This window comes from Streptomyces sp. XY006, assembly GCF_002237655.1.
Lineage (GTDB): Bacteria > Actinomycetota > Actinomycetes > Streptomycetales > Streptomycetaceae > Streptomyces > Streptomyces levis.
Window position 1 is genome coordinate 64,675 of record NZ_NOKT01000033.1, and the last position, 13,189, is coordinate 77,863.

The following is a 13,189-nucleotide window of genomic DNA, read 5'->3' on the forward strand; positions in this document are numbered from 1 at the left end:
TCGGGAGAGCTCGGTCAGCTCTCGGGGCGGTCCTCCGCGGTCCGCTCGGGCGCCGGGGCCGGCTCCGTCGCGGTGCTCTTGGCGGTGCTGATGGCCGGCGTCGAGCCGTTCGCCCCGTTCGTCAGGGCCAGCTCCTTGGGGGAGAGGACCGGCGGACGGGTCGACGGCGTACGGCGGGAGGAGCCGGTCCAGGCGGGCCGGGGCGGGCGCTTGACGATCGGGGCGAAGATCTCGGCGATCTCCTCCTTGCCCAGCGTCTCCTTCTCCAGCAGCTGCAGCACGAGGTTGTCGAGGACGTCGCGGTTCTCGACCAGGATCTCCCAGGCCTCGTTGTGCGCGGTCTCGATGAGCTTCTTGACCTCTTCGTCGACCAGCGCGGCGACCTCTTCCGAGTAGTCCCGCTGGTGAGACATCTCACGTCCCAGGAACGGCTCGGTGTTGTCCCCGCCGAACTTGATCGCGCCGAGACGCTCGGTCATGCCGTACTGCGTGACCATCGCGCGGGCCAGACCCGTGGCCTTCTCGATGTCGTTCGCGGCACCGGTGGTCGGGTCGTGGAAGACGAGCTCCTCGGCCGCGCGGCCGCCCAGCATGTAGGCGAGCTGGTCGAGCATCTCGTTGCGCGTGGTCGAGTACTTGTCCTCGTCCGGCAGGACCATCGTGTAGCCGAGGGCACGGCCTCGCGACAGGATCGTGATCTTGTGGACCGGGTCGGAGTTCGGTGAGGCCGCCGCGACCAGGGCGTGTCCGCCCTCGTGGTACGCGGTGATCTTCTTCTCCTTGTCCGACATGATCCGGGTCCGCTTCTGCGGGCCCGCGACCACACGGTCGATCGCCTCGTCCAGCATGTGGTTGTCGATCAGCTTCTGGTCGCTGCGGGCCGTCAGCAGGGCGGCCTCGTTCAGCACGTTGGCCAGATCGGCACCGGTCATGCCGGGCGTACGGCGGGCGACGGCCGACAGGTCGACGTCCGGGGCGACCGGCTTGCCCTTCTGGTGGACCTTGAGGATCTCCAGACGGCCCTGCATGTCCGGGCGGTCGACGGCGATCTGCCGGTCGAAGCGGCCGGGGCGCAGGAGGGCCGGGTCGAGGATGTCGGGCCGGTTCGTCGCGGCGATGAGGATCACGCCGCCCTTGACGTCGAAGCCGTCCATCTCGACGAGCAGCTGGTTCAGCGTCTGCTCGCGCTCGTCGTGACCACCGCCGAGGCCGGCGCCGCGATGACGGCCGACCGCGTCGATCTCGTCGACGAAGACGATCGCCGGGGCGTTCGCCTTGGCCTGCTCGAACAGGTCACGGACCCGGGAGGCACCGACACCGACGAACATCTCGACGAAGTCGGAACCGGAGATCGAGTAGAACGGCACGCCCGCCTCGCCCGCGACGGCACGCGCGAGCAGGGTCTTGCCGGTTCCGGGCGGGCCGTAGAGCAGCACGCCCTTGGGGATCTTGGCGCCGACGGCCTGGAACTTGGCCGGCTCCTGGAGGAACTCCTTGATCTCGTGGAGCTCCTCGACGGCCTCGTCGGACCCGGCGACGTCGGCGAACGTCGTCTTGGGGGTGTCCTTGGTGATGAGCTTGGCCTTGGACTTCCCGAAGTTCATGACGCGGGAGCCGCCGCCCTGCATCTGGTTCATCAGGAACAGGAACACGACCACGATCAGGACGAAGGGGAGCAGCGAGAGCAGGATCCCGACGAACGGGTTCTGCTTGGACGGCGAGACCGTGTAGCCGTCCGGGATCTGCTTGTCCTGGTACTTGTTCTGCAGCGTGTTGGCAATGGCCACACCCTGGTCGCCGATGTAGCTCGCCTGGATCTTCGAGCTGCCCTCGACCTTTTCGTCGCCCTTGAGCGTGACCTTGATGATCTGCTCGTCACCGGTGGTGAGCTTGGCCGACTCCACCTTGTTCTGGTTGATCGCCTGGACGACCTGGCCGGTGTCCACCGTCTTGTAGCCGCCGGACGAGCCGACGACCTGCATCAACACGACCACGGCAAGGACGGCCAGCACGATCCACATGACCGGCCCACGGAAGTATCGCTTCACGTCCATCCACACGGAGCGGTGCCGCCCCGTCCCTCCTGCCATAGTGAGTTTGATAAAAGACTGTTCTTCGGACGGTACCCCAGCATTGTCACCTGAAGCTGCGCGGTGCGGCTGGCGATCCGTCCACGCCTGCTCCAACGGCGGGAAGCCCGCTGGGGTTCCCGATCACCGCCACGGCACCCCGGGACGGGGTTCAGCCGCCGTAGACGTGGGGCGCGAGCGTACCGACGAACGGGAGGTTGCGGTACTTCTCGGCGTAGTCCAGGCCGTAGCCGACGACGAACTCGTTGGGGATGTCGAAGCCGACCCATTCCACGTCGATGGCGACCTTCGCGGCCTCGGGCTTGCGCAGCAGCGTGCACACCTTCAGGGAGGCGGGCTCGCGCGAGCCGAGGTTGGAGAGCAGCCACGACAGGGTCAGGCCGGAGTCGATGATGTCCTCGACGATGAGGACGTGCTTGCCCTTGATGTCGGTGTCGAGGTCCTTGAGGATCCGCACCACACCGGAGGACTGGGTGCCCGCCCCGTACGAGGATACGGCCATCCAGTCCATGGTGACGGGGGTGGACAGCGCCCGCGCGAGGTCGGCCATGACCATCACCGCGCCCTTGAGGACACCGACGATCAACAGGTCCTTGCCCGCGTACTCCGCGTCGATCTTCGCCGCCAGCTCTGCCAGCTTGGCGTCGATCTCTTCCTTGGTGATGAGCACCTGCTGGAGGTCGGCACCCATGTCTTTCGCGTCCACCCGCATCACTTTCGGTCGTCCCACCGGCCGGTCGCCCCTGCTCCGACTGGTCGGAGGGGTCGGATTCAGCCTTGCCGAATCACCAGTCTGCCACCCTGCCGCTGCGCCACGACCTTGCCGGGGAGGTTGATGGCTCCCTGACCGCGCCAGCCGGTGATCAGCCGGTCGACTTCCTCGATGTGGCGGGCGAACAGCGAACCGGCGGGCGCACCGGCCGCGATGGCGGCGCGGCGCAGGACGCGGCGGCGTACGGCGGGGGGCAGGGCGTAGAGCTTGGCGCACTCCAGCAGTCCGGCGGCGTCACGGACGGTGGTCTCGGCCTGGGCGGCCCAGGAGTCCAGGGCGTCGGCGTCGTCGCGGGAGAGCTGGGCCGTCCGGGCGAGGGCCTCGACGACGCCCTTGCCGAGGGCCTTCTCCAGGGCGGGCAGGCCCTCGTGGCGCAGCCGGGAGCGGGTGTAGGCCGGGTCGGCGTTGTGGGGGTCGTCCCAGACGGGCAGGGACTGGACCATGCAGGCCTTGCGGGCGGTCTGCCGGTCGAGTTCCAGGAAGGGGCGGCGGTAACGGCCGCCGGCCCCCGAGACCGCGGCCATTCCGGACAGGGAGCGGATGCCGGAGCCCCGGGCGAGGCCGAGGAGGACGGTCTCGGCCTGGTCGTCGCGGGTGTGTCCGAGCAGGACGGCGGCGGCGCCGTGGCGCTCGGCCACGGTGTCGAGTGCGGCGTAGCGGGCGTCGCGGGCGGCGGCTTCGGGTCCGCCGGCGCGGCCGACGCTGACGGCGACGGAGTCGACGGGGTCGAGGCCGAGTTCACGCAGGCGCTGGACGACCTCCGCGGCGCGCAGGTCGGAGCCGGGCTGGAGACCGTGGTCGACGGTCACGCCACCGGCTCTGATGCCGAGCTTGGGGGACTCGAAGGCGAGGGCGGAGGCCAGCGCCATGGAGTCGGCGCCGCCGGAGCACGCCACGAGCACGAGCGGCGGGGACTCGTGGGAGAGGGCGTGCGGGACCGCGGCGGGGGCGCGGTGGTGTTCGGTGAGGAGGTCGTGGAGGACGCGGCGTACCGCCAGGCGTATCGCCGCGACCGCAGGATGGGGACCCATGTCCGGTTCCCTTCATGAAGTTTTCGGGGGGTGGGCCCGCGTGTCGGTCACGCAGAGTGTGTAGATGGTGACAGAACCGGGCCGTTCCCCGAGCATTGCACGCCTACCCCTGGCTCACGGTCCCTCGGACGGGTGATTGGAGGGGCGTTCGCCTGCCGTCGACCGGATTCCTTTCACGACCTCCCCGCGATGTTCACTACTCGGCCCTGCGATGCACCCGCGCGACCCAGTCCGCCGGTTTGGCGATCTCCGCCTTGGTGGGGAGGGTGTTCGGGGAGGTCCACACGCGGTTGAAGCCGTCCATGCCGACCTCGTCCACGACGGCCCGGACGAAGCGCTCGCCGTCGCGGTACTGGCGGAGCTTGGCGTCCAGGCCGAGGAGCTTGCGCAGGGCCAGGTCCAGGCGGGAGGCGCCCTTGGCGCGGCGCTGCTGGAACTTCTCGCGGATCTCGCCGACGGACGGCACGACGGACGGGCCGACACCGTCCATCACGAAGTCGGCGTGGCCCTCCAGCAGGGACATCACGGCCGTGAGCCGGCCGAGGATCTCGCGCTGGGCGGGGGTCTGGACGATCTCGACGAGGGACCGGCCGCCGTCGTCCTCCTCGGCCTCGGGGCGGCCCCCGGCCAGGCTCTGGGCGGCTTCGCGGATGCGCTCGAGGACCGTCATGGGGTCGACGTCGGTCTCCCCCAGGAACGACTGGATTTCACCCTCCAGGTGGTCCCGCAGCCAGGGCACGGCGGTGAACTGCGTGCGGTGCGTCTCCTCGTGCAGGCACACCCAGAGGCGGAAGTCGTGCGGGTCGACGTCGAGTTCGCGCTCGACGTGGACGATGTTGGGGGCGACCAGGAGCAGCCGGCCGCCGCCGTTCTGCCCGGCGGGCAGTTCGCGGGTGGCCGGGGCGAAGGTCTCGTACTGGCCGAGGACGCGGGAGGCCAGGAAGGACAGCAGCATGCCGAGTTCGACGCCGGTGACCTTGCCGCCGACCGCGCTCATCACCGCGCCGCCGGCGCTGCTGCCGCGCCGTTCCTGCATCTTGTCGAGCAGGGGCCTGAGGATCTCCCGGAAGCCGGCGACGTTCGCGCGGATCCAGCCCGGGCGGTCCACGACGAGGACCGGGGTGTCGTGGCCCTCCTCGGTGCCGAGCCGCGTGAACCCGCGCACGTGTTCCTCCGAGGCCTTCGCGTGCCGGCGCAGTTCCGCGACGACGGCCCTCGCCTCGTCGCGGCTGACCTCGGGGCCCGGACGCACGAGCCGGGTCGCGGTCGCCACCGCGAGATTCCAGTCGACCATGCCGGTTGAAGCACCACCGATGCTCGTCATGCGTCAACCGTACGTGAGCGCTCGCCGCTCGGGCAGAGCGGCGAGGGACGGGCACCACCGGGGCACGCTCTCAGGCGCGGCGCACCGGCCCGGCCGGGCGGGCCGAGCGCCAGAGGTACAGGGCACCGCCCGGGCCGAGCGGGCCGGGCGCCTCACGTGCGATACACCGACCCAGCCGGGCGGAGCCGCTCGCCTCAGGTGCGGGACGCCGGCCGGGCAGGGTGCCTCACGTGCCGGACGCCGGCCGGGCGGGGCCGGGTGCCTCACGTGCGGGGCGCCGGCACGGGCGGGGCCGGGTGCCTCACGTGCGGGGCGCCGGCACGGGCGGGGCGTCATCTGCATCCGCAGGCCGCCAGTGTCGTGGCGATTCTGTCCAGCGCCTTCTGGGTCGCCGCCGGGGCGAGGGGGTCGGTGTCCGTGGCCATGAAGGCGAACGCCAGCAGGCGGCCGTCGTGGTCGACCAGGGTGCCCGCGAGCGTGTGGACGCCGGTGAGGGTGCCGGTCTTGGCGCGGATCACGCCGGATGCTCCGTCCGTGTAACGGGAGCTCAGCGTGCCGGTGAAGCCCGCGACGGGCAGGCCGGTGAGGGCCGGGCGCAGCGCGGGGTGGGACGGGTCGGCGGCCTTCGCCAGCAGGGCGGTGAGGAGCCCCGGCGTCAGGCGGTCGGCGCGGTCGAGGCCGCTGCCGTCCTTGAAGGCGGCGCCCTTGAGCGGCAGGCCCAGCGCGCGCAGCCAGGCGGCGATGGCCCGGCCCGCGCCCGCGAAGTCGGCCCGTTCGCCGGTGGCGATCGCGGTCTGGCGGGCGAGGGCCTCGGCGATGTCGTTGTCGCTGTGGGTCAGCATGCGCTCGACGAGGGCCGACAGCGGGGGCGAGGAGACCACCGCGAGGGTCTCGGCACGGGTCGTGGCCTTGGACGGGCCCGGGGCGGTGGTCTTGATGCCCTGGGAGGCCAGCAGGTCCCGGAACTGCCGGGCCGCGTCCTCCGCCGGGTCCTTCACCCGGGTGACCGGGCCGCTGGTGGAGTCGTCGGTGCGGCCCTCGTCGGCCATCAGGGGGCTGACCAGGGCGAGGTTGGGGTTGTCCCCGATCGGGTGCTTCGGGGAGCCGGCGTAGCGGGTCGTGTCGTAGGACAGGGTCACCTCGCGCACGCCCCGCTCGGCGAGGGCGGCGGCCGTCTCGGCGGCCAGGGTGCGCAGGCTGGCCGCCCCGTCGGCCTTCTCGCGCGCCGTGAGGGTGGGGTCACCGCCGCCGACGAGGACTACTTCCTTCGTGTCGGGTTCCAGCGCGGCGCGTGTGGTGAGGCGGTGGTCGGCGCCCATGGCGGACAGCGCGGCGACGGCCGTGGCGATCTTCGTGGTCGAGGCGGGGGTGAACGCGGCGTCGGAGCGCGCGCCGTACAGGCGCCTGCCGGTGGTGACGTCGATGACGGACGCCGCGGGCCGGGGGCCGAGCGCGGGGTCCTTGAGCAGGGGTTCGAGGGCCTTGGTGAGGGCCTTGCCGTCCGGGGCGGACTTCACGGTGCTGACGCCGCCGAGGCCGGTCAGGACGGGCCCGGCGCTGGGAGCGGGCCGGGGCCGGGCGGGCGTGCCGGGGGCCCCGCCGTGATCTGTGCCACCCGCGTGTCCCAGGGCCACGGCCCGGTCCCGCTCGGCCGTACGCTGACCCGAGGAGTCCCAGGGGCCGGCGGCGGTCACCACCCCGGCGGCCAGTGCCAGACCGGCGGTGGCGGCGCCCGCGGTGTACTGCCAGGTCTTCGGCCGCGTGACCCGCGCGACCTGCGGTTCCCCGGCTCCCGTGAGCCGTGTGACCCGCGGTTTCGCGGCCGCCGCGGCCCGGGCCAGGCGCGGTCGCACGGCATCCGCGAGCCGCACCACGTGCGGTCTCGCGGCCCGCCAAGGCCTCAGCTCTGGCACGACCACCAGCCCCTTTCGCGATCACACACCTGCGTGAGGGACACTTAACCACCAGAACTATGTGTTGATCATGGAGGAGCCACCGGTGGAGTTCGACGTCACGATCGAGATTCCGAAGGGTTCGCGCAACAAGTACGAGGTGGACCACGAGACCGGTCGGATCCGCCTGGACCGTCGCCTCTTCACCTCGACCAGCTACCCGGCCGACTACGGCTTCGTCGAGAACACCCTCGGCGAGGACGGCGACCCGCTGGACGCCCTGGTCATCCTGGACGAGCCGACCTTCCCGGGCTGCCTCATCCAGTGCCGGGCGATCGGCATGTTCCGGATGACGGACGAGGCCGGTGGCGACGACAAGCTGCTGTGCGTGCCCGCGCACGACCCGCGGGTGGAGCACCTGCGGGACATCCACCACGTGTCCGAGTTCGACCGCCTGGAGATCCAGCACTTCTTCGAGGTCTACAAGGACCTGGAGCCCGGCAAGTCGGTCGAGGGCGCCAACTGGGTGGGCCGCACGGACGCCGAGGCCGAGATCGAGCGTTCCTACAAGCGCTTCAAGGAGCAGGGCGGTCACTGACCCCTCGCCCCGAGGCCCACGGGCCGCACGCCTGCGTCGCGTGCGGCCCGTTCGTCCGCCTGTGCGCATACTGAGGCTGTGGGGGGTACGAGGCTGACGTGTCGTACAGGGAGCGCCAGGCAGTGACGGACGCGGAGGACCGCAAGCCCAGGTCGGACGAGGCGAGGAGTGCCTTCGCACCTCCGTCCGGGGCCGCCGTCGACGGGGACATGTCGACCACGTCGGAGTTCGCGATCCCCGAAGGACTGGCGGTTCCCCGGGCGGTCGGCCCGGAGTCCGAGACCACGTCCGAGTTCGCCGTTCCCCGGGGGCTGGACGTCCCGCACGCGCCGGGCGCCGAGGCGGAGGGGTCGGCGTTCACCCCGCCGAGCACCTACAGCGCGCGGCAGGCCCCGACGGCCTTCACCCCGCCGAACGGGATCCCGAAGGTCAGTCTGACCAAGGACGTGCCCTGGCAGGACCGGATGCGCACGATGCTGCGCATGCCGGTGGCGGAGCGCCCGGCCCCGGAGACCGCGCACCGCGGCGGCGACGACGACAGCGGGCCCGCGGTGCCGCGCGTGCTCGACCTGACGCTGCGTATCGGCGAGCTGCTGCTGGCCGGCGGCGAGGGGGCCGAGGACGTGGAGGCGGCGATGTTCGCCGTCTGCCGTTCGTACGGACTGGACCGCTGCGAGCCGAACGTCACCTTCACGCTGCTGGCGATCTCGTACCAGCCCTCGCTCGTGGACGACCCGGTCACGGCGTCGCGGACCGTGCGGCGCCGGGGCACCGACTACACGCGGCTGGCGGCCGTGTACCAGCTGGTGGACGACCTCAGCGACGACGAGACGGCGGTCTCCCTGGAGGAGGCCTACCGGCGCCTCGCCGAGATCCGCCGCAACCGGCACCCCTATCCCGGCTGGGCGCTGACCGGGGCCAGCGGGCTGCTGGCGGGTGCGGCCTCGGTGCTGGTCGGCGGCGATCTGATCGTGTTCGTGGCGGCGGCGCTGGGCGCGATGCTGGGCGACCGGCTGGCGTGGCTGTGCGCGGGGCGGGGGCTGCCGGAGTTCTACCAGTTCACGGTCGCCGCGATGCCGCCGGCCGCGATCGGGGTCGCGCTGACGCTCGGCCACGTCGATGTGAAGGCCTCCGCGGTCATCACCGGTGGGCTGTTCGCGCTGCTGCCGGGGCGGGCGCTGGTGGCCGGCGTGCAGGACGGGCTGACCGGCTTCTACATCACCGCCTCCGCGCGCCTGCTGGAGGTCCTGTACTTCTTCGTCGGCATCGTCGCGGGTGTGCTGACGGTGCTGTACTTCGGTGTGCAGCTGGGGGCGCGGCTGAACCCGGACGCGGCGCTCGGGGTGTCCGATCAGCCGGTGCTGCTGATCGGCGCGTCGATGCTGCTGTCGCTGGCGTTCGCGGTCCTGCTCCAGCAGGAACGTTCCACTGTGGTGTGGGTGACGCTGAACGGGGGCGTCGCGTGGGTCGTGTACGGCGCGATGCACTACGCGGGCGGCATCTCGCCGGTGGCGTCCACGGCGGCGGCCGCGGGGCTGGTGGGGCTGTTCGGGCAGTTGCTGTCCCGGTACCAGTTCGCCTCCGCGCTGCCCTACACGACCGCGGCGATCGGGCCCCTGCTGCCGGGTTCCGCGACGTACTTCGGACTGCTAGCCATAGCGCAGAACGAGATCGACGAGGGGCTGGTGTCCCTCTCCAAGGCGGTGGCGCTCGCCATGGCCATCGCCATCGGGGTGAATCTGGGGTCCGAGATCTCGCGGCTGTTCCTGCGGATCGGTTCGGCGGAGAAGCGGCGGGCCGCGAAGCGCACGCGCGGGTTCTAGCGCGGCTCCGCGGCCCGGACAGGGTCGGCTCTCGGTGGGTTCAGTACCCGTTGTGGTACGGGCCCTGCTGGGTGCCGTACGGCTGCTGCTGCTGGCCGTAGCCGGGGGCCTGGGGGTACTGGTCGTAGTACTGCTGGTCGCTGTACTGCCGGTCGTCGGGCCGGCGGTCGTCGGGCCGGTGGCCGTGGTAGCCGTTCTGCTGCTGGTGCGGCTGCCGGCCGGGCCGGTCGTCGGGGGTGATGCGGCGGAGCTGCGTCGTCGCGTCGTCCATGACCGGGGGGTGGGGCTGCGTGGCCGCCGGGGCCTGCGCCGCCTCGCGCTTCTTCTTCGAGCGGTCCCGGAGGTACTCGATGATGATCGGGACGACGGAGAGCAGGACGATCAGGACGAGGATCGGCTCGACGTTCTTCTTGATGACGTCGATCTGGCCCAGCCAGTACCCCGCGAGGGTGACGCCGGTGCCCCAGGCGATGCCGCCGATGACGTTGTACGTGAGGAACGTGCGGTACTTCATGCGGCCGGCGCCGGCCACGATGGGCGCGAACGTGCGCACGATGGGGACGAAGCGGGCCAGGACGATCGCCTTCGGCCCGTACTTCTCCATGAACTCGTGGGCCTTGTCCAGGTTCTCCTGCTTGAACAGCTTGGAGTTGGGACGGTTGAACAGCTTCGGGCCCAGGAACTTGCCGATCATGTAGCCCACTTGGTCGCCGATGACGGCGGCGAGCACGATCAGCGTGCAGACCAGCCACAGCGGCTGGGTGATGTACGTGCCCTCGGCGACGAAGAGGCCTGCCGTGAACAGCAGGGAGTCGCCGGGCAGGAACGCGAAGAGTCCGGACTCGGCGAACACGATGAGCAGGATGCCGGGCAGGCTGAACGTCGAGATCAGATAGTCCGGGCTGAGCCACTCGGGGCCGAGCGCAAGCGTGGTCACGGGGATGTGGCTCCTGCTGCTGTGGGGTACGGGCTGGGGCTGACTGCCTCAAAGTATCAACGCAGCCGTGGGGGCCCAGGTTCCATGGGGGATATCAGGATGCACCGTGGCCCGTCCCGGGCAAAGCTGTGGGCATGGGCATCGATGAATACGGCGGCGGACAGGGCCCCCAGCCCGACGTCCTCGTCGTCACCACGAACGACGTACCCGGCTACTACGTGCAGGAGGTGCTCGGCGAGGTCTTCGGCCTGACCGTGCTTCCCCAAGCTCTCGGCTTCGCTCGAGCAGGGGAGGCCCCAACCGGCACCTGGGAAGCCAGATCGGCGCCGGGCTGAAGTCCATGGTCGGCGGCGAGCTGCGCGGGCTCACCAAGACGGTCGTGCAGACCCGCAACCAGGCCATGGAACGCCTCGTCGAGCAGGCACGCGCGCGGGGTGCCAACGGCGTGCTGGCGTTCCGCTTCGACGTGACGGAGGCGGCGGACGTGGGCACCGAGGTGTGCGCGTACGGCACGGCGGTGGTGCTGGCCCGGGAGTAGCCCCCCGGGCCGGGATCAGGAGGTGTGGCGGGCCGCGTTCGCGGCGATCGCCTCGTTGAGGTGCTCGGCGAGACCCGGGCGCAGGGACTCGTAGAACGCCTTGAAACGCTCGTCGGCGACGTACATCTCGCCGAGGCGGCGGTGCAGTTCGTGGGGGCACTCGTAGTACCAGGTGCAGATGTGCCGCCGGTGCTCCTCCGCGAGGGCCATGGCCGCCTCGCCGGTGGGCGGTTCGCCGGCGGCCATCAGGGCGGCGTAGCGGCGCCCCCAGTCGGCGTTACGGTCCTGGATCCGCTGCCAGTCCTCCTTGGAGTAGCGGGCGACGCGGCGCTGCGACTCGGCGTAGTGCTCCGTGCCGCCCCAGCGCGCCTCGGCCTCGTCGGCGTACTGCTCCGGGTCCTTGTCCCCGAAGACCTCGAACTTCTCCTCGGGTGTGAGGTTGATGCCCATCTTGCGTGCCTCCATGGCGTGCTCCACGGCCGCCGCCATCTTGCGCAGCTGTTCGATCCGGGCGGTCAGCAGGTCGTGCTGGCGGCGCAGGTGCGCGCGCGGGTCCGCCGCGGGGTCGTCGAGCAGGACGGCGACCTCGTCGAGCGGAAAGCCGAGCTCGCGGTAGAACAGGATCTGCTGCAGCCGGTCGAGGTCGGCGTCGCTGTAGCGCCGGTGGCCCGCGTGGCTGCGCTCGCCGGGCACGAGCAGGCCGATCTCGTCGTAGTGGTGCAGCGTGCGCACCGTGACGCCGGCGAAGCCCGCGACCTGTCCCACTGTGTAGCTCACGTCCGCTCCTTTCTCCTTCCGTGCTTCACGGTCGGCCCTCACGTCACGTGAGGTGCAAGCGTGTTTCCTGTTTGTACCGTTTGATCCATTTATGGTGTGCCCGTGGTCCAGGACACCGGGCACCGGGCGGCCTCCGTCACCCCCGCGACCCCCGCGCGCGTGCTGCTGCCGTCGATCGTGCCCGCGGCGGCCGTCGGCGTGCTCTCGGCCCTCGTGCTGGTCGGGGTGAGCGCCGCGGCCGAGGAGCTCCAGGACGTGCTGTGGGGCCCGCTGCCGGACGCGCTGGGGATCGGCCGGTACTCCGCGCTGTGGATGGTCGTGATGCTCGTCGGGACGGGCGTGGCGGTCGGCCTGGTGGTGTGGCGGATGCCGGGGCACGCGGGGCCCGATCCGGCCACCGTCGGCCTGGACGCCCCGGTCCTGCCGCCCGTGGTGCTGCCGGGGCTGCTGCTGGCGACCGCGCTGATGCTGGCCGGCGGGCCCAGTCTCGGCCCGGAGAACCCGATCATCACGGTGAACGTCGCCCTGGCCGCCTGGCTGGGGGCGCGGGCCCTGCCCCGGGTGCCGGGCCGGATCTGGCCGGCGCTGGCGGAGGCGGCGACCATCGGCGCCCTGTTCGGCACGCCGGTCGCGGCCGCCCTGGTGATCTCCGAGGCGCTGGCCCGGCAGGAGATCCGCGGACTGCTGTGGGACAACGTCTTCGCGCCGCTCACCGCGGGCGCGGCCGGCGCGCTGACCGCCACCCTGATCGACCACCCGAGCTTCGATCTGGACCTGCCACCCTTCGGCCGGCCGGGCTGGGGGGACCTGCTGGCGGCGGTCGTGATCGCCTCGGCGGGCGCGCTGCTCGGCATGGCCGCCGTGCGGGCCTTTCCGTACGCCCACAAGGCCTTCGCCGCCCTGCGGCACCCGATGCTGATGCTCCCCGCGGGCGGGCTGGTGCTGGGCGGGCTGGCGGCCCTGGGCGGCCATCTGACGCTGTTCAAGGGGCTGGACGAGATCGCCGAGCTGGCGCACGACCCGGACGGCAGGTCGGCCGGGGAGTACGCCCTGCTGACGGTGGTGAAGCTGGCCGCGCTGCTGGTCGCCGCGTCCTGCGGCTTCCGGGGCGGGCGCATCTTCCCGGCCGTGTTCGTCGGCACCGCCCTCGGTCTGTGCGCCCACGCCCTGGTGTCCGGGGTGCATCCCTCGGTCGGTGTGTCGGCCGCGGTGCTCGGGATCCTGCTGGCGATCACCCGGCAGGGCTGGATCAGCCTGTTCGTCGCCGCGGTCCTGGTCGCCTCGCCCGGGACCATCGCCCTGCTCTGCGTCGCCTCGCTGCCCGCCTGGCTGCTCGTGACGGGCCGCCCCCAGATGCAGCTGCGCGAGGACGGCACACCGGTCCGCTGACATCCCCTTCCGATCCCA

10 protein-coding genes and 1 pseudogene are annotated in these 13,189 nt (G+C 71.6%); 4 read left to right on the forward strand and 7 right to left on the reverse strand.

What is annotated here, in order from left to right; all coding sequences use genetic code 11:
• Positions 1-14: 14 nt before the first annotated feature.
• The 5 genes from ftsH to dacB all read right to left on the reverse strand — a co-directional run bounded on the left by ftsH (position 15) and on the right by dacB (position 7,136).
• A complete protein-coding gene (gene ftsH / locus CHR28_RS31100) occupies positions 15-2,054 on the reverse strand; it encodes an ATP-dependent zinc metalloprotease FtsH (protein WP_094057059.1) in 2,040 nt (679 codons plus the stop codon).
• A gap of 187 nt (positions 2,055-2,241) precedes the next feature.
• Positions 2,242-2,802 (reverse strand): hypoxanthine phosphoribosyltransferase, encoded by a 561-nt coding sequence (hpt, locus tag CHR28_RS31105; protein ID WP_094057060.1) that lies wholly within the window; start codon positions 2,800-2,802, stop codon positions 2,242-2,244.
• A gap of 59 nt (positions 2,803-2,861) precedes the next feature.
• Complete coding sequence (gene tilS, locus CHR28_RS31110; protein ID WP_094057061.1) at positions 2,862-3,893, reverse strand: tRNA lysidine(34) synthetase TilS; 1,032 nt, start codon at positions 3,891-3,893, stop codon at positions 2,862-2,864.
• A gap of 196 nt (positions 3,894-4,089) precedes the next feature.
• Positions 4,090-5,217, reverse strand: a complete 1,128-nt coding sequence (locus tag CHR28_RS31115; RefSeq protein ID WP_094057062.1) for a zinc-dependent metalloprotease — start codon at positions 5,215-5,217, stop codon at positions 4,090-4,092.
• Between the two features lie 332 nt (positions 5,218-5,549).
• Positions 5,550-7,136 (reverse strand): D-alanyl-D-alanine carboxypeptidase/D-alanyl-D-alanine endopeptidase, encoded by a 1,587-nt coding sequence (gene dacB / locus CHR28_RS31120; RefSeq protein WP_094057063.1) that lies wholly within the window; start codon positions 7,134-7,136, stop codon positions 5,550-5,552.
• Positions 7,137-7,215: 79 nt separating this feature from the next.
• Here dacB and CHR28_RS31125 point away from each other — a divergent pair, with 79 nt between their 5' ends.
• Positions 7,216-7,707 (forward strand): inorganic diphosphatase, encoded by a 492-nt coding sequence (locus tag CHR28_RS31125; protein ID WP_003991985.1) that lies wholly within the window; start codon positions 7,216-7,218, stop codon positions 7,705-7,707.
• A 122-nt stretch (positions 7,708-7,829) separates the two neighbouring features.
• A complete protein-coding gene (locus CHR28_RS31130) occupies positions 7,830-9,530 on the forward strand; it encodes a threonine/serine ThrE exporter family protein (protein WP_094057064.1) in 1,701 nt (566 codons plus the stop codon).
• Between the two features lie 40 nt (positions 9,531-9,570).
• Here CHR28_RS31130 and CHR28_RS31135 read toward each other — a convergent pair whose 3' ends face one another.
• Entirely contained in the window at positions 9,571-10,467 is an 897-nt protein-coding gene (locus tag CHR28_RS31135) for a DedA family protein (protein ID WP_094057065.1), read from the reverse strand.
• A 134-nt stretch (positions 10,468-10,601) separates the two neighbouring features.
• Between CHR28_RS31135 and CHR28_RS31140 the strand changes: the two are divergent.
• Positions 10,602-11,005: pseudogene (locus CHR28_RS31140) on the forward strand (YbjQ family protein).
• Between the two features lie 15 nt (positions 11,006-11,020).
• Here CHR28_RS31140 and CHR28_RS31145 read toward each other — a convergent pair.
• Complete coding sequence (locus tag CHR28_RS31145) at positions 11,021-11,782, reverse strand: MerR family transcriptional regulator (RefSeq protein ID WP_094057066.1); 762 nt, start codon at positions 11,780-11,782, stop codon at positions 11,021-11,023.
• A 102-nt stretch (positions 11,783-11,884) separates the two neighbouring features.
• Between CHR28_RS31145 and CHR28_RS31150 the strand changes: the two genes are divergently transcribed.
• On the forward strand, positions 11,885-13,171 hold the full coding sequence (locus CHR28_RS31150; protein WP_094057067.1) for an ion channel protein: 1,287 nt from the start codon (positions 11,885-11,887) through the stop codon (positions 13,169-13,171).
• Positions 13,172-13,189: the final 18 nt, after the last annotated feature.

Bases quoted from the DNA above. Each gene is read 5' to 3' on its own strand.
- ftsH (WP_094057059.1), bottom strand. From the start codon at position 2,054: ATGGACGTGAAGCGATACTTCCGTGGGCCGGTCATGTGGATCGTGCTG.
- hpt (WP_094057060.1), bottom strand. From the start codon at position 2,802: ATGCGGGTGGACGCGAAAGACATGGGTGCCGACCTCCAGCAGGTGCTC.
- tilS (WP_094057061.1), bottom strand. From the start codon at position 3,893: ATGGGTCCCCATCCTGCGGTCGCGGCGATACGCCTGGCGGTACGCCGC.
- CHR28_RS31115 (WP_094057062.1), bottom strand. From the start codon at position 5,217: ATGACGAGCATCGGTGGTGCTTCAACCGGCATGGTCGACTGGAATCTC.